General features: G+C 68.8%; 13 protein-coding genes and 1 tRNA gene. 6 read left to right on the forward strand and 8 right to left on the reverse strand.

Features of this window, described 5'->3' with window-relative positions:
- The first annotated feature begins 35 nt into the window (after positions 1–35).
- Positions 36–1,082: a crotonase/enoyl-CoA hydratase family protein gene (locus ACWEQQ_RS11390; RefSeq protein ID WP_452348124.1), complete on the forward strand. Its 1,047-nt coding sequence runs from the start codon at positions 36–38 to the stop codon at positions 1,080–1,082.
- On the opposite strand, the gene ACWEQQ_RS11395 is transcribed toward ACWEQQ_RS11390, so the two are convergent.
- A complete protein-coding gene (locus ACWEQQ_RS11395) occupies positions 1,079–1,543 on the reverse strand; it encodes a MarR family winged helix-turn-helix transcriptional regulator (protein WP_452344111.1) in 465 nt (154 codons plus the stop codon). The genes ACWEQQ_RS11390 and ACWEQQ_RS11395 overlap by 4 nt on opposite strands.
- Before the next feature lie 390 nt (positions 1,544–1,933).
- Between ACWEQQ_RS11395 and ACWEQQ_RS11400 the strand changes: the two genes are divergently transcribed.
- Positions 1,934–2,236 (forward strand): excalibur calcium-binding domain-containing protein, encoded by a 303-nt coding sequence (locus tag ACWEQQ_RS11400; RefSeq protein WP_364621204.1) that lies wholly within the window; start codon positions 1,934–1,936, stop codon positions 2,234–2,236.
- Between the two features lie 185 nt (positions 2,237–2,421).
- Here the strand turns inward: ACWEQQ_RS11400 and ACWEQQ_RS11405 are convergent, their stop codons facing one another.
- On the reverse strand, positions 2,422–2,646 hold the full coding sequence (locus tag ACWEQQ_RS11405) for a DUF3618 domain-containing protein (protein ID WP_354834192.1): 225 nt from the start codon (positions 2,644–2,646) through the stop codon (positions 2,422–2,424).
- Positions 2,647–2,786: 140 nt separating this feature from the next.
- Between ACWEQQ_RS11405 and bcp the strand changes: the two genes are divergently transcribed.
- Complete coding sequence (bcp, locus tag ACWEQQ_RS11410) at positions 2,787–3,260, forward strand: thioredoxin-dependent thiol peroxidase (RefSeq protein WP_452344112.1); 474 nt, start codon at positions 2,787–2,789, stop codon at positions 3,258–3,260.
- Positions 3,261–3,332: 72 nt separating this feature from the next.
- On the opposite strand, the gene ACWEQQ_RS11415 is transcribed toward bcp, so the two are convergent.
- Positions 3,333–4,649: a hypothetical protein gene (locus ACWEQQ_RS11415; RefSeq protein ID WP_452348125.1), complete on the reverse strand. Its 1,317-nt coding sequence runs from the start codon at positions 4,647–4,649 to the stop codon at positions 3,333–3,335.
- Between the two features lie 292 nt (positions 4,650–4,941).
- Here ACWEQQ_RS11415 and ACWEQQ_RS11420 point away from each other — a divergent pair, with 292 nt between their 5' ends.
- Positions 4,942–5,580, forward strand: coding sequence for a TetR/AcrR family transcriptional regulator (locus tag ACWEQQ_RS11420; protein WP_230329926.1), 639 nt, complete (start codon positions 4,942–4,944; stop codon positions 5,578–5,580).
- 21 nt (positions 5,581–5,601) lie between these two features.
- Here ACWEQQ_RS11420 and acpS read toward each other — a convergent pair whose 3' ends face one another.
- Positions 5,602–6,024, reverse strand: a complete 423-nt coding sequence (acpS, locus tag ACWEQQ_RS11425; protein WP_354834180.1) for a holo-ACP synthase AcpS — start codon at positions 6,022–6,024, stop codon at positions 5,602–5,604.
- A 233-nt stretch (positions 6,025–6,257) separates the two neighbouring features.
- Positions 6,258–15,587, reverse strand: a complete 9,330-nt coding sequence (locus ACWEQQ_RS11430) for a fatty acid synthase subunit beta domain-containing protein (RefSeq protein WP_452348126.1) — start codon at positions 15,585–15,587, stop codon at positions 6,258–6,260.
- Positions 15,588–15,975: 388 nt separating this feature from the next.
- Here ACWEQQ_RS11430 and ACWEQQ_RS11435 point away from each other — a divergent pair.
- A tRNA-Leu gene (locus ACWEQQ_RS11435) sits at positions 15,976–16,057 on the forward strand.
- Between the two features lie 277 nt (positions 16,058–16,334).
- Here the strand turns inward: ACWEQQ_RS11435 and ACWEQQ_RS11440 are convergent.
- Positions 16,335–16,940: a DUF6907 domain-containing protein gene (locus ACWEQQ_RS11440; RefSeq protein ID WP_452348127.1), complete on the reverse strand. Its 606-nt coding sequence runs from the start codon at positions 16,938–16,940 to the stop codon at positions 16,335–16,337.
- 379 nt (positions 16,941–17,319) lie between these two features.
- Here ACWEQQ_RS11440 and ACWEQQ_RS11445 point away from each other — a divergent pair, with 379 nt between their 5' ends.
- Complete coding sequence (locus tag ACWEQQ_RS11445) at positions 17,320–18,159, forward strand: MmyB family transcriptional regulator (protein WP_452348128.1); 840 nt, start codon at positions 17,320–17,322, stop codon at positions 18,157–18,159.
- Here ACWEQQ_RS11445 and ACWEQQ_RS11450 read toward each other — a convergent pair.
- Entirely contained in the window at positions 18,128–18,943 is an 816-nt protein-coding gene (locus ACWEQQ_RS11450) for an alpha/beta fold hydrolase (protein WP_452348136.1), read from the reverse strand. The genes ACWEQQ_RS11445 and ACWEQQ_RS11450 overlap by 32 nt on opposite strands.
- 109 nt (positions 18,944–19,052) lie before the next feature.
- Positions 19,053–19,364 (reverse strand): enoyl-CoA hydratase-related protein (locus ACWEQQ_RS11455; RefSeq protein WP_452341946.1); only part of this gene is annotated, 312 nt, incomplete at its 5' end.

Consider the following 19,364-nt stretch of genomic DNA (forward strand, 5'->3'; position numbering starts at 1 on the left):
TGACAGCAAGAAATGAACCGGAGTTCACTGCTTGAGTGTCCCCCGACTACGAGAACCACTCCGGCACCCGCCCGGCTGCCTGGCGCGACGATCTGACCGGCGGTGACGACTCGCTGTTCGCGGGCCGCCCCGAACCGGTGAACGAATACACCGGCCGCACGCTGACCTACCAGGTGACCGGCCGCATCGCCCGCATCACCTTCAACCGGCCCGAACGCGGCAATGCCATCACCGCCGACACCCCGATCGAGCTGGCCGCCGCCGTCGAGCGGGCCGATCTGGATCCGCGTGTGCACGTCATCGTGGTGAGCGGGCGCGGCAAGGGCTTCTGCGGCGGCTACGACCTGGCGATCTTCGCCGAGAACAATCACGAGGCCGACACCGTCGTCCCGGCCGAGGGCGCCCAGCCGACCGAGGGCACCGTGCTCGACCCGGTCGTGCAGGCGCGCAATCACAATCCCTGGGGCACTTGGGATCCCATGGTCGACTACGCCATGATGTCGCGCTTCAACCGCGGCTTCGCCAGCCTGCTGCACGCCAACAAGCCGACGGTCGCCAAGGTGCACGGCTTCGCCATCGCGGGCGGCACCGATATCGCGCTGTTCGCCGACCAGATCATCTGCGCCGAGGACGCCCGCTTCGGCTACCCGCCCACCCGGACCTGGGGTATTCCGGCCGCGGGCATGTGGGCGCACCGGGTCGGCGACCAGCGCGCCAAGCGACTGCTGTTCACCGGCGACAGCCTCAGCGGCAAACAGGCGCTGGAGTGGGGCCTGGCCATCGAGGCCCCACCGGCCGCCGAGCTGGACGAACGCACCGAGGAACTGCTGGAACGCATTTCGCGGGTGCCGATCAATCAGCTGGTGATGGCGAAGCTGGCGCTCAACAGCGCGCTGCTCAATCAGGGCGTGGCCAACTCCGGCATGGTCAGCACCGTGTTCGACGGCATCTCGCGGCACACCCGCGAGGGTTATGCCTTCCAATTACGTTCGGCCACCGCCGGTTTCCGCGAGGCCGTCCGCGAGCGCGACGAGCCGTTCGGCGATTGGAAGCGCGCCCGGTTCGAGCGGCCCGAGGACTAGGCGATGCCCTCCACGTCGGTGCGCTCGACCTCGGCAACGACCCGTTCGGCCAGCGAGCGCAGCGCGGCCGCCTCCCCAGCGGTCATCTCGTCGATGAACAGCCGCCGCACCAGCTCCACGTGATTGGGGGCGGCGGCCTCGAGCGCCCGGCGCCCGGCGTCGGTCAGCCGCACCTCCCGGCCGCGGGCGTCGTCGACGGCCTGGCAGCGATCGACCAGGCCGCGGGTCGCCATTCGCGACAGGTGCTTGGACAGGCGGCTCTTGTCCCAGCAGATCTCCGCGCCGAGTTCCTTGGCGCGCAGCTGGCCACCGGCCGCGGACAGCGCGACCAGCACCTCGTAGTCGGAGGTCGACAGTCCATCCTGGGCCAGCCCGGCGGCGAGGGCGGCATCCAGGCGTTGCCGCATGCGAATGTAGGACTGCCAGGTCGTCTGTTCCGCATCGGTCAGCCAGCGCGTCATGGCATCCATAGTATCGGCGAATAGTTGACACGGACACCAAGAAGATACTCAGGAACCTCACGGCGAATCCGCGCGGCCATCGAGCACCATCCTGCCGTACAGTACTGACCGTCCAATTTGCGTAGTTCTGGCGGAAATCGTCAATGCGCGAGCGCATTTCCGACCGGAGTGAATGAGACACCCACCGGCAGAAGAGGTTCCGGCATTCGGGGCAAATCCCCTAATTCACCTGGATGAATAGCCCATCCGGTTGACAATGCAACGTTGCGCCAGAAAACTCGACGCCGAGCCCGGACCGGTCACCGCGCCGCATGCGCTTGCGGCGGCGGTGGCACATCCGCGCCGAACCGGGCCAGTTGCCACCCCTATTGCGCCGACATTGAGGAATACATGAACGTTCGCCGGCTTCTCGTCACCGCCAGCGTCGCAGGACTGACGACCATCGCAGCCCAGACCGTCGCCCTCGCCGACGTCCCCACCGGTTCCTCCGGCACCGGTTCCTCCGCCATCGACACCGGCTCCGCCGCCACCGGCTCGGCGGGCCTGTCCCAGACCGGTTCGGCCGGCGGACCCGTCTACGAGAACTGCGACCAGGCCCGCGCGGCCGGCGTGGCGCCGCTGTTCCGCGGCCAGCCCGGCTACAGCCCGCACCTGGACCCGGACGGCACCGGAATGGCTTGCCCCACCGTCTGACAACTCTCGGGCTCTCAGGGATACGCCCCTGAAACCCCGAAAGCCAATGCGGCCCGGTCCTTTCGGACCGGGCCGCATGGCGTTGGGGACCCAGCGATACGACTATGGCCCGGTCCTGTTGGACCGGGCCATAGTCGGGTTCGGGACTCAGGGGTAACCCCCGAGTGTCCGAAAGTCGGCGCTGCTCAGCGGCGGAAGATCTTGACCACGACGAGGGTCGCGACCAGGGCGCCGGCGCCGATGAGGCTGTACTTGATCTTGGGCTCGTTCAGCTTCGCCAGGACCGACCGCTTGGCATTGTCGGCCAGCCGCTGGGGGTCGGCGCGGACCGCGAGTTCATCGAGGGTGCTCGCGAGCCGGTTGCGTGCTGCCTCGATCTCCCGCTCGATCGCCTCGGTATCTCTCGCCACGTCACACTCCTGTCTGGAAACCGCGCTGGAAGGCGGCATTGTCGTCTCGGGGCCGCTCGCGCGACGCAGGCGCATGCGAGCCGACCTGTTCAGGAGTGTATCGCCAACACCGGCTCGAGCCCGTCGACTAGCGTGGCGGCATGACCGAGAATCACCGACTCAGTCCCGGCGACACCGCGCCCACCTTCACCCTGCCCGACGCCGACGGCAAGGACGTCTCGCTGTCGGACTACCGCGGACGCAAGGTGATCGTCTACTTCTACCCGGCCGCCAGCACGCCCGGCTGCACCAAGCAGGCCTGCGATTTCCGCGACAACCTGGCCGATCTCGAAGGCGCCGGCCTCGAGGTCGTCGGCATCTCCCCCGACAAGCCGGCCAAGCTCGCCAAGTTCCGCGACACCGAGCAGCTCACCTTCCCGCTGTTGTCCGACCCGGACAAGGAGGTGCTGTCCGCCTACGGCGCGTTCGGCGAGAAGATGATGTACGGCAAGAAGGTCACCGGCGTTATTCGATCTACCTTTCTGGTCGACGAGAACGGGAAGATCGAGGTCGCGCAGTACAACGTGAAGGCCACCGGGCACGTCGCCAAGTTGCGCCGCGACCTGTCCGTCTGACCGCGAAAGCCCCGAATCCCGGCCCTGATTCGGGCCGGGATTCCTAGCGAGAGTCTCAGGAGAAGGAAGCCGCTACACCTTCGGCAGCGCCTGTGCGGCCCACTGGAGCATCATCCGCCAGTGGTTGTCCCACCAGGAGGAGAACTCGGTCGTGTCCAATGGCGGGGGCGCGAGTTCGCCCGGGAACAGCCCGGATTCGGTGGGTGCGCCGACCGTGTGGGTCGGGGCCGGGATGATCGACTCCGGATTCGAGGCGACCTCCGGCTCCGGGCGGGCCTTGATCAGCGGCCTGGGTTTCCCGCCGGTCCGCGGGTTGTCGGCGCGCGGACCCCAGTTCAGCGTGGCCGGATCGATGGTCACCATATCGCTGGGCTGCAGTTCGGGCGTGGGCTGACCATGGGCGGGCTGATCGTAGTTCGGTGTCACCCCGTCCGTTGGATCGACCGGGCCGACCGGCAGCCCGTCGACGAAGGGACCGCCGGTTCCGACCTCGGTTGTGGCGGGCGCCGGTGCCTCGCCGGCCGGATGCTCGGCAGCGTTGCGCGGGTCGGCGGAGACCCGGGAATCGATGAGCATCGGGGCCGGAACCTTCTTGGAATCACTGCCCGAGGTATAGATCCCGGCCGCCACCAGACCGCCGGCCAGCACGCTGGCCGCCGCGAACAGGGCCGCGGTGCCGCGGACGCGGCGGATCCGGTCGGCGGCCTCGCCCGCGAACTCGGCCTCGGGCAGGGCGGCCAGGGCCGCGCCGATGGCCGGTGCGGCCGCCGCCACCGAGCACGGGATGACCGGTGCGCCGAAGCCCGACTCCAGGGCGGCCACCACCGCGGGTTCGGTTGCGGCCGAACCGATCAGCACCACCGCGTCCGGCTTCACACCCGCCGCGTCGAACTGGTCCCAGGCGGCGGTGACGGCTGTGCGCATGGCCTCCTCGGTGGCCGCGCCACCGGTGAGCGTCACCGCGGCGAGCACTCGGCTGCGCTCGGGCGAGATCAGCGAGAAGGCCTGGAAGCCGGGCACCACCTCGCAGATGGCGAGATCCTCGAATTCATCTACCCAGGTCATGGCGCGCGCCATCGCGAGATGCGCGGCCTTGGCCGACACCAGGGAGGCGTCGCGCCAGGAGCCGGCGGCCAGCTTGGTGACGATCGCGCGGCGCTCGGCGGCATCCCGGTAGGCGACCGCCGCGCCGAGAATCTCACGGCCCGTACCGATCCGGTCGGCGATGTCCTCCAGCGCCGACTCCACCGCGACCGCCAGGTCGGCCTTCGTATCTCCGGTGATCGGTTCGACACGCTCGAGCACCACGCGCTCGGACACCTTGTCGCCGTCTTCGGTGAGGGCCACTGCACGCACCGTGCCGCGCTCGGTCGCGACGCCGATGGTCACCGCGGAACGAACAGGGGTAGAAGCAACCACAATCAGCCTTCCAACGTCGACGTACTGGCGGACGGACAGTCGATATGCGCCGGCAGAGATCCGCAGCTAGGAGGCAGCTGCGATGGGTGTTCGGAGCCGAACGCGGCGTGGATGGGTGGGATGCGATGACACACGAAGTACCGCAGCGTGTCATGCGCGTGTCGCTACCCGTAGGCTGTTCATCGTGGAAGCACGCACGGGAACCGGGTCGACGCGACGACCGGACCCTGCGTTGGAGCTGCAGGACGATCCACAGGAGCTGATGCCCCGTCGCCGCCCGACGCAGGAACGATCAAAACGCAAGTTCGACGCCCTGCTGCAGGCATCCCGGGAATTACTCGTCGAGGTCGGCTTCGAATCGTTCACCTGCGAAGAGGTCGCGGCCCGCGCGGAAGTGCCGATCGGCACCCTCTACCAGTTCTTCGCCAACAAGTACGTCATCGTCTGCGAGCTGAATCGCCAAGACCTGGTGGCGGTTTCGCAGGAACTGGCCGATTTCCACGGCGAGATCCCGTCCATGGACTGGCTGCGGCACATGACGCAGCTGGTCGATCACCTGGCCGATCTGTGGATGACCGACCCGTCACGGCGCGAGGTGTGGCTGGCCATGCAGTCCACCCCGTCCACGCGTGCGACCGGCGCGATCCACGAAAAGGAGTTCGCCGAAGCGGTTTCGCAGATGCTGCGCCCGCTCATGCCGCGCACCCCGCGCGGCCGCCGCTCCATGATGGCGCAGGTGCTGGTGCACGTCGTGTACTCGATGCTGAACTTCTCGGTGCAGGACGGGCTCAGCCATGAGGACGCCGTCGCCGAGCTCAAGCGCCTCATGGTGGCGTATCTGCTGATCGCGGAAAAGGAATCGCGCTCCGGCGGGCAGCGCACCACCTTCGATCCGGAGTAACCGCGACCCTCCCTCTGGGGATCAGTCGCGCATCAGATCGGCCAGTTCGCCCGGATCCTCGAGCACCACCATGGCGGCGGCGGTGTCGCCATCGTGGGTGAGTGACAGGTGAACTCGCACCCGGGGCAGGAATTCCGCTGCCAGCCCGTGCAATTTGATGCTGGGCCGTCCCCAGGCATCGTTCACGACCTCGATCAACGGGTACGGGTTGTCCCCGATCTGCGGGCTGCGGGCGAAGCGAGAGGTCGCCCACGCCTTGATGACCGCTTCCTTGGCGGCCCACCGGATGGCGTAGCTCCGGGCCGGGTCGGTGCCCTTGCTTTGGCAGTAGCGCCGTTCCCCAGCGGTGAAACTTTCCCGGAGCATGGTGGTTCCGGTGCGTTCCAGTTGTTCGGCGAACTCGGAGATGGTGACCAAGTCCAGGCCGATACCCAGGATCGTCACAGTGCGGGACTCCTAGATTCCTTGTGCGTGCAGTCGAATTGGCTGCGAACATACCAGCGGACCTACGGCACCGTAGGCTCCCTCGAACACATGTCCCAGTCGTCGCAGTGCCATGTGGTCCGCTCGCGGGCATGGAAACAGCGGGCTCGCGCCGGGCACTCCAGGAGCGCCGACGCGAGCCCGCCGTGTCAGACCTGCCGGGGGCTACTTACCGACAGGCCGGTCTCTGTGGCCTACTGGCAGGCCGGTCCCTTCGGCACCGCCACGTAGACGGCGTCGGCGCCGAGCCGGGCCTGCTGCGACAGCAGCATGTCGGCTTCCAGCTGCCGGGACTGCTTGGCCGGGGTGCCGTCGCCGCCGAGGCGGCGGTCGGCGGGCCGCTCGTACATCGGGGCGCCGCCGCACATGGCCTCGGCGAAGCGCTGACGGCCGGCCAGCTGCCGCTCCTCGGCCTTGCGCTGGTACGCCTCCCGCTGCTCGGCGTCGGCGATGGCCTCGACGAACGCCTGCGGGTGCACGATGGCCAGCAGGCCGGACACGTGCCCGAAGCCGAGCGAGGTGACCAGACCGGCCTTGAGCGGGAAGCGATCTCCCACCGCGAGCGGCTCGCGCAGCCACACCAGGTGCGGGTACTGGGCCATCTTCTCGTCCACGCAGTCGAGGCTGCGGTTGGGCGGGATGACGCCCTGCTCGAGCACCTGGCACAGGCCGATCATCTGGAACGCCGCCGCGCCGCCCTTCGCGTGACCGGTGAGGGTCTTCTGCGAAATCACGAACAGCGGAGCGCCTTCCGAGCGGCCGATGGCGGTGGCCAGACGCTCGTGCAGCTCGGACTCGTTGGGATCGTTTGCCGCGGTGGAGGTGTCGTGCTTGGAGATCACCGCGATCTCGTCCGGGGTAACGCCGAGCTTGGCGAGTTCCTTGGCCAGCTTGGACTCCGGGCCACCGCGACCCGCGCCCAGGGCGCCCAGGCCCGGAGCCGGAATCGAGGTGTGCACGCCGTCGGCGAAGGACTGCGCGTAGGCGACGACGCCCAGCACCGGCAGGCCCATCTCCAGCGCCACCGAGCCGCGGGCCAGCAATACCGTTCCGCCACCCTGCGATTCGACGAAGCCGCCGCGGCGGCGGTCGTTGGCGCGGGAGAAGTAACGGTCGCTGATGCCCTTGGCGGACATGACGGCCGAGTCGGCGGTGGCGGACATGTCGCCGAAGCCCACGATGCCCTCGATGCCGAGGTCGTCGTAGCCGCCCGCGACCACCAGGTCGGCCTTGCCGAGCCGGATCTTGTCCACGCCCTCCTCGACGGAGACCGCCGCGGTCGCGCAGGCCGCGACCGGGTGGATCATGCCGCCGTAGGAGCCGACGTAGCTCTGAACCACGTGCGCCAGAGCGACGTTGGGCAGCGCCTCCTGCAGGATGTCGTTGGCCCGCGGCTCACCGAGCAGGTTGTCGATGTAGAGCGAGCGCATGGACGACATGCCGCCCATACCGGTGCCCTGGGTGTTGGCGACCATGGCCGGGTGCACCCAGCTCATGAGTTCCGCCGGGCTGAAGCCCGAGCCCAGGAAGGCGTCCACGGTGCAGACGATGTTCCACAGCGCCACCCGGTCGATGGAGCCGGCCATATCGGCGGAGATGCCCCACCTGGTGGGATCCCAGCCGGTCGGGATCTGACCGCCGACGGTGCGTGACAGCTTGGCCTTGCGCGGCACGCGAATCTCGGTGCCCGCCTTGCGGGTCACCTCCCAGTCGTCCGTGCCCGCGATCGGGGTGACGACCGTCTGCTCCGGGTTGGCGGCGAAGAAGGCCCGCGCCTCGGCCTCGCTGTTGACCACGAAGGTGAGGTCCTTGTCCAGGAACACCGAGGTGAGCAGCGGGGCCGCATTGTCGACCATGGCGCCGTCGTCACCGTAGCGGCGCACGCCGCAACGCTCCACCACGGCGTCGTGGTAGCGGTCGGCCAGCTCGGATTCCTCGACGTACTCACCGGATTCGGTGTCGTACCAGCCGGGCTTGGGGTCGTTCTCCCAGGTGACCAGGCCGGTGGTCCAGGCCAGCTCCAGCACGCCCGCGGCGGAGAGCTGGTCGGAGACCTCGATCTCGAAGCGGGTGCGCGCCGAACCGTAGGGGCCGAGCTCGCCGGCGCCGACGATGACGACCATGTCGTCGAGATCGGCTGTGACCGAACCCCATTCGGGGGTGGGCAGCTTGGAGCTCAGGGTCGGCGGGGCGGGCAGGGCCGAGATGGTCGCGCCGTCACTGTCTTCCGACTCGTCGGCGGTGGCCTCGGCCTGCTCGCGGGCTTCACGGGCCAGCTCCGGCAGATCCAGCTTGGCTCCGGCGAGACCGCCGGTCAGGTCGATCTGCTGCGGTCCGGCCGCGGTCACGATGCGGGCCCGCGAGGTGCACCACTTGAGCAGCTCGTCGGCCATCTGCAGGGTGGACCAGGTGTGCACGCCCGCCTTCTCGACGGCCGTGACCAGCGGGTCGTTGCCGCCCATGAGGCCGGTGCCGCGCACCCAGCCGATCAGCGCGTGCACCAGGGTGACCCGCTCCGACCAGGACTTCTCCGCGCGCCACTTGGCGACGATGGCGTCCAGGGCGGCCTTGGACTCACCGTAGGCGCCGTCCCCGCCGAACATGCCGCGGTTGGGCGAACCCGGCAGCACCACATGCAGTTTCGCGTCCACGTCGTGGTCGGCGCCCAGCTTGGACAGGCCGCCGATGAGACGCTCCACCGACCACAGCAGCACCCGCATCTCCATTTCGGCGCGGGCGCCGGCGTCGGAGAGGTCACCGGCCACGCGCGGCGCGGCGAAGGGCAGCAGCAGGGTGGGGGTCATCGCCTCCTTGACGAGAACCTTGGCGCCACCGGCATTGTCGACCTGCTCGTTGCCGACCCAGTCGATGAGCGCGTCGATATCGGTGTAGGAGGCCATGTTCGCCGGGACCACCCACAGGGCGGCACCCTTGCGGGCGTTCTCGCGGTAGAGCTGCTTGTAGAAGCCCAGGCGCTCGTCGTCCAGCTTGGAGGTGGTGACCACGACCGTGGCGCCACCCGCGAGCAGCCGGCCGGTGGCCGCCGCCGCGATGGAACCCTTACTGGCACCGGTGATCACGGCGATGTCGGAGGACCAGACACCGGGATCCGCGCTGCTGAGGGCGGCTTCGGCGATCGCGCCGTAGACGCCGGCCAGCACCGAGCGGGCCTCCTTCATGGCGCGGTTGCGCCACCAGGTGGCCTGCGCGGCAACGGCTTCACCGGCGCCGACGTAGCCGTCCACCACCGGTTCGGCCGGCAGCGAGCCGTCGTTGCCGAACCACAGGCGGGCGAGATCCTCGCGGGCGCTGGCCCACCGGTCGTCGATGAGCACGGCCTTGCGGGCGTCGAAGGCGGGCGCGACCAGTCGCGGCCAGTCCGAACCCAGTTCGGCCGAGACCAGATCCACCAGGGTGTCCTCGGTGGCCTCCGGCGCGGACGCCTGCTCGGCGTGGCCCAGGGACTCCAGGATCACGCGGGCGGCCTGCGCCAGCACGCCGTCGCGGCCGGTGATCTGCTCGGTGAACTCGCCCAGCGCGGCCGCGTCGACGGTCGCGCCGCCACCGCCGCCGGCGGACGGCATGGAGACCGCGACTCCGCGGCGCAGCGCCACGGCCTGCACGGCGGCGTCGATGGCGGAGTCCACGGACGCGCCATCGGAGAGGCCGCCGGAGACCAGGCCGCCCAGATCGCCACCGCGGACCGACTGGCCCTCACGGGTGCCGAGCGAAACCTCGGCGGTGACGTGGCTGGCCCAGCCGTCGCCCAGACCCCAGACCTTCTTGACGCGGTCGCCGATGGCGGCGGGCCGCTTGCCGGAGGGGCCGAAGACCTTGCGCAGATGGTCGCCGATGGCGTCGGAGAGCACCGAGCCGAACGGCTTGTAGGTGCGGGCCAGGCGGTCGACCGTGCCGGACAGCGCGCCCATGTCGGCGTCGGCGGCACCGTCGATGGCACCGAGCGAGAGCTCCGCGCCGAGGTCGACGAGCAGCTGGTTGCGGCGCGAGGACACGCCGTCGCACAGGCCCTCGATGGTGTCCACCGGGCCGATCTGGTCCATACGCAGCTTGGTCCACAGCGCGATGAGCACGCGGGTGGCGTCGGCGGCGGAGAACGCGATGTCGTCCGGGGTGGGGCCACCGGTCGGCACGGCCACCGGGGCCGGGGCGGCAGCGGCGGCGGGAGCCGGTGCGGCGGAAGCGGTCTCGGCGGGAGTCTCCTCCGGCTCCTCCACCGGCGCGGGATCGGTGTCGGTCGAGTAGACGACGCCGCGCTCGCGTTCGATGTTCAGCACCTCGACCACGGCGCTGCCGAACTGCGGCAGCTTCAGCGTGTTGGACGCCAGGTTCGCGACGGTCGGCGTTGCGGCCAAACCGATTTCGACGAACCGCTCGACGCCGACGCCACCGTGCTCGACATCGGTGAACAGCAGGTCCTGGGTCTCGATCCAGCGAACCGGGCTGGCGAATTGCCAGGCCAGCAGCTCGACCAGAACCACGCGGCACAGCTCGACCTGCTTGGCGGACCACTCGTCCCAGTTCGCCAGCACCTCCGCGAGAGGCTCGGACGGCACCAGATCGGCGATCTCCTGGACGTATTCGCGCTCCAGGTTGAACACGCGCGGCACCAGGTTCGGGATGTAACGGCCGATGAGCAGGCTCGGGTCCAGGTCCTGCGGCAGCAGCTCCAGCAGCTTGACGCGGAATTCCGGCACACCGGCGCGCAACACGGTGGAGTGGAACGGCACGTCGATACCCGGGATGAGCACGAACGCCCGCTTGCCGCCGGTCTCGGCGCGCAGCCGCTCGATCTCGGTCTCGAGCGCCTCCATGCCCTTCACGGTGCCCGCGATGGCGTACTGCGCGCCGCGCAGGTTCAGGTTGACGACCTCGAGGAATTCCCCGGCCTGCTCGCCGAGGCCCTTCACCCAGCCGATGACCTGGTCGTCGGCAATACCGATCTGCGAGGGCCGGATGGCCGCCATGCGGTAGTTGCTGCGGCCCTGGGCATCCCGGGGCACCAGCTCGTGCATGGCCGAGCCGCGCTGGAACACCACCTCGAGCACCGCGTTCAAGGGCAGCACGCCCGCGGCGGCCGACAGCGCGTTGTACTCACCGACCGAGTGGCCCGCGAGCATCGCGCCCTCGATGAAGGCGCCGGCCTCACGCAGCTCCGCGACCTGGGCCACACCGAGGGTGGCCATGGCCACCTGGGTGAACTGGGTCAGGTGCAGCACGCCCTGCGGGTGGCGGTATTCCACGCCTCGCGCCTTGAGGTAGGTCGGGTTGTCGCGCACCACAGCGAGAATCGAGAAGCCGAGGGCCTCACGGGTGTGCTTGTCGGCGCGATCCCAGATGTCCTTGGCGGCCTTGGACCGCGTCCGGGCTTCCAGACCCATCCCCTTGGCCTGAATGCCCTGTCCCGGGAAGGCGTAGACCGTCTTCGGCGGCGCGATGCGGCCGGTGGCGGTCATCACCAGGTTGCCGTCGATGCGGCAGGAGACCTCGACGATCTCCGAACCCCGGTCCACCGCAACGCGTTCCACGCGGACATCGATCTTGGCGCCGAGCCGGACCATGCCCAGGAAACGAGTGGTCCAGGCGGTGATGGTGCGCGGCGGCACCTTGTCGCTCAGATCGATGGCCGAGACGGCGTGCTGCGCGGCGGCCGACAGCCACATGCCGTGCACGATCGGGTTGCCCAGACCGGCCAGCTTCGCGGCGTTGTCGGAGGTGTGGATCGGGTTGAAGTCACCCGAGACCTGTGCGAAGGCGCCCATGGCGCGCGGCGCGACCAGGGCCACGTCGCGCCGGCGGCGACGCGGGGTGTCGGAGGCGCCCTCGGACAGCGAGCCCGCGGCGCGCGGCGGGTCGGCCAGCTCGGCCCGGCCGGTGCGGCCGCGAATGGCGAAGCGCTCCACCAGTTTCGCGACGGCCGGGGTCTCCAGGCCGTGGTCGCGCATGACACCGACGGTGACCTCGACCTCGACCACGCGGCCCAGGTCGGTGTCGAGCACCTCGGCGGATTCGGCGCGGACGGCGAGCACCGCGTGCTCGGCGGGCAGCTCGCCCAGCAGCTCGATCTGGTGGTCCAGGTGGACCAGGTCCAGCATGCCCTCGATGACGCTCTGCGCGTCGGCGGTGCGGGTGGCGCCCAGGACCGCGAAAACAGCGGGCCAGCAGGCGCCGACGAGCACGTCGGGGGCGGTGCGGCCGATGGTGCTCAGGTTGTCGGGCAGGCCCGCGCCGGTGACACCGGCGTGGTCGGCGATCAGGTCCGGGCTCCAGGCCAGGTTGACGTGCGCCACCTGGGCGCCGTCGACGGCCTTGACCTCGGGCAGCGACTGGCCGGCGGCGACGGCCAGCAGCGCCGACATGGCGGCCTCGGCGTCGGTGTCCGTGATGACCGGCGCGCCACCGCTGTACACGGAGGCCGGGACGGTGATGCGAATGCGGACGGCATCCTTGCCCAGCAGCGGGACGGTCAATTCCACGTAGGCGGAATCGGATTCGGGGCCTTCGGTGGCGGACAGGGTGGAGCCGGTGCGCGGGTGCTTGGCGCCCTTACCGTTCATCTCCCACTCGTCCAGGTCGCCCAGGCGGTGAATGGGGTTGACGGTGGTGCGGCCGGCCCACTGCACGTCGGGGGCGGCGAGCACGATGTCGAGCAGGCCGTTGGCGACCTCGGCGCGGCGGCGGCCGTCCACGGCGGCCGGGACGACGCCCTCGCGCACCAGGGAGTAGGCGGTGTTCTGCTCGAAGCGGTCCAGCAGCTCACCGACCGGCTCGTCGACGCGGGTGATGCCCGCGACGGCGACGGTGCCGGGGATGATGCAGACCTGGTCGGCGGTGTAGCGCGGATCGTGGGCCTGCCACAGCGAATCCGAGCGCCACCAGCGGCGCACGTCCTGGTCGACGACCGGGACGAAGTTGACCGGCTTGCCGGGGGTCTTGCACAGCGCGACGAAGAACGGGACGTCGGCGGGGTGCAGCACGGTGCCGGCGGCGGCCGGGTACTGCTCCTTCAGGGTGCAGATGGCCTGGACCGGGGTCTCGAAGGCGGAGTCGTCGGCGAAAAGGGTTGCGATTTCACCACGGTCGGCCGGGTTGAGGCGGGATTCGGTGCGGCGCACCATCTCCGCGAACCGGTCGCGCCAGGTGATGTCCAGCCACACCGAGCGGGTGGCGTCGACGATGGCGTCGGAGAAGTCGGCGCCGCAGTCGAAGTCCTTGCGGCGGTCCAGGCCGACGGCCAGCTCGACGTAGCGCTCCAGCCACTCCAGGTAGGTCATGGTGGCGACGTCGCCGAAGTACGGCTTGGCGGTGGCGTCGAGGGCCGCGATGATCTCGGCGCGGCGGGCGGCCACGGCCTCGGCGTCACCGGCGACCTCGTCCAGCAGGCGGCCGGTGCGGGAGGCGGCATTGTCGATCTCGTGGATGTCCGCGCCCAATTGGCTACGGCCGGAAGCCATGCCGCCGACCGCGGTGCCCGCGCCGACCCAGTCGGGGGTGCCGGGGGTGTCGACCAGCAGCTGCTTCACCTCGGGGGCGGTGGTGGCCTCGAGGGTGGCCATGGCGGCGGTGCCGACCAGGACGCCGTCCAGCGGCATGGCCGGGTAGCCGTGCTGCTGCGACCATTCGCCGGTGAGGTATTCGGTGGCGCGCTCGGGAGTGCCGATACCGCCGCCGACGCAGACGATCACGTTCTCGCGGCCACGCAGTTCGGCGTAGGTCGCGAGCAGCAGGTCGTCGAGGTCTTCCCAGGAGTGGTGGCCACCGGCGCGGCCGCCCTCGATGTGCATGATCACCGGGTACGACGGCACGGCGTCGGCGATGCGCAGCACGGCGCGGATCTGGGCCACGGTGCCGGGCTTGAAGGCCACGTGGGTGATGCCGACCTCGGACAGCTCCTCGATGAGGGCGACGGCCTCTTCGAGTTCCGGGATGCCGGCGGTGACGATGACGCCGTCCAGCGGGGCGCCGGCGCTGCGGGCGCGCTGCACCAGGCGCTTGCCGCCCAGCTGCAGCTTCCACAGGTACGGGTCCAGGAACAGCGAGTTGAACTGCACCGCGCGGCCGGGCTGCAGCAGCTGCTTCAGCTCCTCGACCCGGTCGGCGAAGATCTGCTCGGTGACCTGACCGCCACCGGCCAGCTCGGCCCAGTGGCCCGCATTGGCCGCGGCCGCAACGATTTTCGCATCGACGGTGGTGGGGGTCATGCCCGCCAGCAGGATGGGCGAGCGGCCGGTGAGGCGGGTGAACGCGGTCTCGACCACGATGCGGCCGTTGGGCAGGCGGATCGGCTTGGGCGCGAATTCGCTCCAGGCCGCGGCGACCTCGGGGGCCGCGCCGGGGGTGAACAGGCTGCGCTGGCCCGGGCGGGTGGAGGCGGCGAGCACGCCGACGCCGGTGCCCTTGAGCGAGCCGGCGGTGAGGCGGGTCAGCAGGTCGCCGGGACCGAGGTCCAGGATCCACTGCGCGCCCCGGGAAACGGTGTCGTCGACGGTGCCGACCCAGTCGATCGGGTCGACGAGCACTTCCCGGGCGAGGCGCGCGGCCAGCTCGGTGTCCAGACCGCACTGCTGGGCCCAGCCCTCGACCAGGTCGACGGTCTCGGCCAGCGCCGGGTGGTGGAAGGCCACCTCGACCGGGACGTCCTCGAAGACGGGGGCGAAGACCGCTCCGCCGCGCTTCTTGGCGTCGCGCTCGCCGGCCTGCTCGGCATTGATCTCGGCGGCACGCTGGCGGACGCGGTCGAGCTGGCCGACCGGACCGCTCAGCACGGCGCGGCGGCGGCCGTTGCGAATGGACAGCACGGCGGCCTTCTCCGGCGCGACACCGGCCATGACCTCGGCGACAACGGCTTCCAGGACCTCGGGGTCGACATTGGAGACGGCGACCATGGGGGACTTCTCCCCCACCGGCAGCAGACCGCGGCGGCGGGCGACCAAGCCGGCTGCGGCGCCGATCATCTGGGCGATGGCCAGCAGTTCGGCGTCACGCTGCCCGTGCGCCTCGGCGGCGGCTGCTGCGATGCGGCCCTGCGAGTGGCCGATGACGGCGGCGGGCGCGTGCGCGACGATGTCGAGGCCCTGCAGGCGCAGCGCGCGCAGCGCGGCGACCTGGGTCAGGAACACACCCGGCATCGAGACGGCGGCGGAGCGCAACACCTGCGCTGACGGCGCTCCCGACACCTCCCCCTGCTCCGGGTCGGCGATCTCTTCTTCCAGCATCCATGCGATGGGGTCGAAACCGACCGGCCGGACCACGAGCAGCTGCGCCGCGATCGGTTCCAACGTGACGGCGGCCTCGTTGACCAGCGCCGTCAGCTCGGGCTCCAGGGCGGAATCCCGCCCGATCTCCTCGAGCTCGGTGAGCCACTGCGCGCCCTGCCCGCCGAATGCGAGAGCGTACGGCGCGCCCCCCAGCAACCGGTCCAGCAGTGACGACCTGACACCACTCTCCCGTGACTTCCCCGCCGCCCTGGCCTTCGATCCGGTTCCGGTGCTCTCGTTGATCGTCAAGACGTTCGACTTCCTTCTCCTGGCGGCCAGCCTCCAAGGACTGGGCCGCGCTCACGGTGCGCAGGTATCCCTCCGGCCCGCAGGCCCTGGTAGAAGCCGAGGATGGCACAAAATCATGAGGATCTCCTCATGTTTGGTCACCAACCGGGTACTTACTGGGCAGTTTTTCCGTACGTTCGTACCAGAATGGCGCGAAACATGACCCTCCCTCATGTTTGAAGCCGCTGGTTGACTCGGTTACGTTCGTGTAGGAAATGTGAGGCTTCCTCACATTGAGGTTTATCAAATCGTTATAATCCCTGGTGAGGTTACCGACCAGTACGCCACACCCGCCCGGTGCTTCGCGATCCCCGTTAGACCCGGTAAAGTTTGGACGGTCGTACCGTTAGCGCGAGTGGCGAAATTGGCATACGCGCCAGATTTAGGTTCTGGTGTCCTAGGACGTGCGGGTTCAAGTCCCGCCTCGCGCACAGCAGCGTGGCATTCGTGCCACGTATGACCAACCCGGTGTTGGAGTGCCCTCGCACACCGGAAGGCTAACCAGTGGCTATCACTGAACCCCGCCGAAGACCTTTGGCGCGCTTGCCATATTCCACCTACCACGTCGCCTGCCCGGACCAGGGCCGTAGATGACGATGTTTCTACGGGATGGTCAGGGCTTCTTCTGGATGCCCTATCGACTGCGGCGCCGGCCTTTTCATCGTCACCCGACCAGGGGCCGGCACATCGGACCGATGAAGATCCGGGCTAAAGGGTGCTGTCGAGGTCATCGGCGGCATCCAGAAGCGCTGCCGCGATGCGGCGGGCCTCAGGGCCGGTGAGCTCCGTTGTTTCGCCCTCGCGCACCGTCAGGGCCACAGCCAGTCGGCGATCGAAACGGGTGTCTTTGGCGCACAACCGTACTCGGACTCTGCTACCGGACAGTTGCGGTCCTATCACCGGCACCGTCCACGGCCGACTGCTGTGCCACTGTTCGGCCTTCGGATCCATCGCCTCGTCGTGCTGTCGACACCACGGAGGGCAGGGATGGGCCTGCAGCAGGCCGTCGGCCAGAATTCGGGAGTCCCATAAATCCCCGCCGGCCACGAGAGCTCCGGCAAGCTGCCGTGCCTGTGCGGCGGTCATTTCGGAATGGACGCGGCTCGGCGCAACCAATTCGATCCAGCTGTATCGCAGCCCATGACAGTCGTGAGCGTTCAACTGCACGAACAACACTGGAAGCCCGGACCGCGCTGGTATCTCGAGAAGCACCGGCCGCTCCCGGCCGCAATGGTGACAGCCATCGCCCGGTGCGAACGGATCCGGGTCGTCGTGCTCTACGCACCACGCCGGACACGGCAAAACCGCGGACATCCCTTACCAATCCCTGTGCACGCCCTGCTGCGGGGGCTGCGCCCCCTTCGCGCAGCCCCCGCAGCGGGGTCCCCGGCCTCCTCCTGCGAGGCGGGGAAACCGTCGGGCTCCGCACTATTCAGGGTGCTTCCGATATACGCCGGAGCCGAATGCAACTACTCACCGATTCTGAGGTTGGTGTCCGAGGAGCCGGTGCGAGGGAAATCAGAACACGGCTGGATTGCGCCGGTAAAGACGCCGGGCGCACGCTGGCCAGAGGTACCTCTGGCCAGTGGTCGATGCGACATGGGCGGGACCCGCGCTCCCACTTGGGTTTCCGGTGTGCATGGGTTCAAACTCATTCGGGCCGTATCGCTTCCCGGAGAGTATCCTGCTCGCCGTGAACGCTGGCTACACCGCACCGGGGGGAACCGAGGTTGACCAGTTGCTGGCCCCCAACCTCGGCGACTTTGTCCGGACCCACCGCACGACTCCGAGGCACCCGGACCATCCCCGCGGCTTCAGCCGTCCGGCACTGGCCAGTCTCTGTGACGTCAGCGCCAGTTATATAGCTCAGATCGAGCAGCGCGAGAAGACCTCGCCAAGTCCCGAAGTGGTGGACGCGATTGCCCGCGCACTGCGGCTGACGCCCGCCGAACGGCAGCATATGCACAATCTCGCGGCACCCAAGACTCCGGGCCCGCGTACTCACACTCCGATGCCGGTCGCCGAGATGCGTGAACTGATCTCCGACGATCTACGCGCTGCCGCCGACGGCCTGATCCCGCATCTGTCGGGGTATGTCGACGAGCGATGGAATGTGTTGTGGACCAACGAAGCCTACGACCGCGCGTATCCACGGCTGTCGGAAGTGGAGAATATTCTGGTCTGGTTCTTCCTGGTCCCGGAGTCGCATCAGGTAATGATCGAATGGGAGGACGAAGCCCGGCTGACCGTGAACTGGTTCAGATGGCACATGGGCAGGTACCAGAATCCACAGTGGGCTCTGGATCTGCTCGACAGGCTCAGCTCATGCGCGGCCTTCCGGGCAATGTATCTGGCCGAGCACGTCGACTTCGAACGCCACCAGCCCCTGATGCACCTGCGTGACCCGGCTACCAGAGAGCCCTACAGTGTGCGGGTCCGGATTACCGATGTGCCCAGCGTAGATGCACCGTTTCAGTGGTTCATCGGCATGCGCCAGCCGTTCAGCGGGCCGTCGAGTTTGCTAACCGACTGAGAAATCCGCCGATCGCATCGTTGACCAGATCCGGGGCCGTCCAATTGGCTGCGTGGCCGGCGCCGGGAACCGTCGTCACGGGACCGGACCCGGCCAGTCCGGCAGCCAATGCATCGGACTTGCCGGCGGTGCTGGAGGCGTCGAATTCGCCACGCAAAACCATTGCGGGACAAGTGATCTCGCTCAACCGGTCAACGACGGACTCCCGTTCGGTCAAGCAGGCGGCCGCCTGAATGATCGCTGAACGGTCACTGGCCGCCCATTTGGCGCGCCACGGCGCCTGATCGGCAGCCGTGCCGCCGATCAGCTGTGGCGCCAATCCGTCCGCCAGCATTGCCAGTGGCACTTCAGGATTCGTCCAGGCGTCGAACAGCTCGCGATACTCGGCCTTCTGCTCGTCGGGCGAGTCACCGGCCTCCGTGTCGAGCAGGATCAGTGCCTCCACACGCTCCGGTGCGAGCAGCGCGGCTCGTAGCGCCGTGTATCCGCCCTGGGACATTCCCCCCAGGACCGCGCGGTCCACGCCGGCCGCGTCCATCACGGCCAGCAGGTCGCGCGCCGAATCCCAATAGTTGAAAGACCGATGCGGCTCTGTAGCAGTGCCACCGTGCCCCCGGGCATCCCAGCACAGCACCCGAAAACCCTTCGCTTCCAGATACTCCACCTGCGGTGCGAACATCGACAGGTCCATGAAGAACCCATGACTCAACACAACGACCGAGCTGCTGTGATCACCGGAGTCGGTGTAGAAGATGCGAGCCCCATCGGTACTGACGTACGGCATTGGCGTAGCGTAACCGCGCTTTCTGCCTACTGTCGCGGCCCGAGCACACTCTGTCCAGAGGTGGATCCGGCCGGACAGCATGGCGAAATCCGCAATAGCGCAGGTCAACTCAGAAGTACCAGGGGTAGGGCTTCCAGTCGGGTTCGCGCTTTTCGAGGAAGGCGTCGCGGCCCTCGACCGCTTCGTCGGTCATGTAGGCCAGGCGGGTCGCTTCACCGGCGAAGAGTTGCTGGCCGACCAGTCCGTCGTCGGTGAGATTGAAGGCGTACTTCAGCATTCGAATGGCCTGGGGCGACTTGCCCAGGATGTCGGCGGTCCATTCCAGCGCGACGTCCTCGAGCTGCTCGTGGTCCACGACCGCGTTGACCGCACCCATCTGATGCATCTCCTGCGCGGTGTAGGGCCGCCCCAGGAAGAAGAT

The sequence above is a fragment of the Nocardia sp. NPDC004123 genome, from assembly GCF_053603795.1.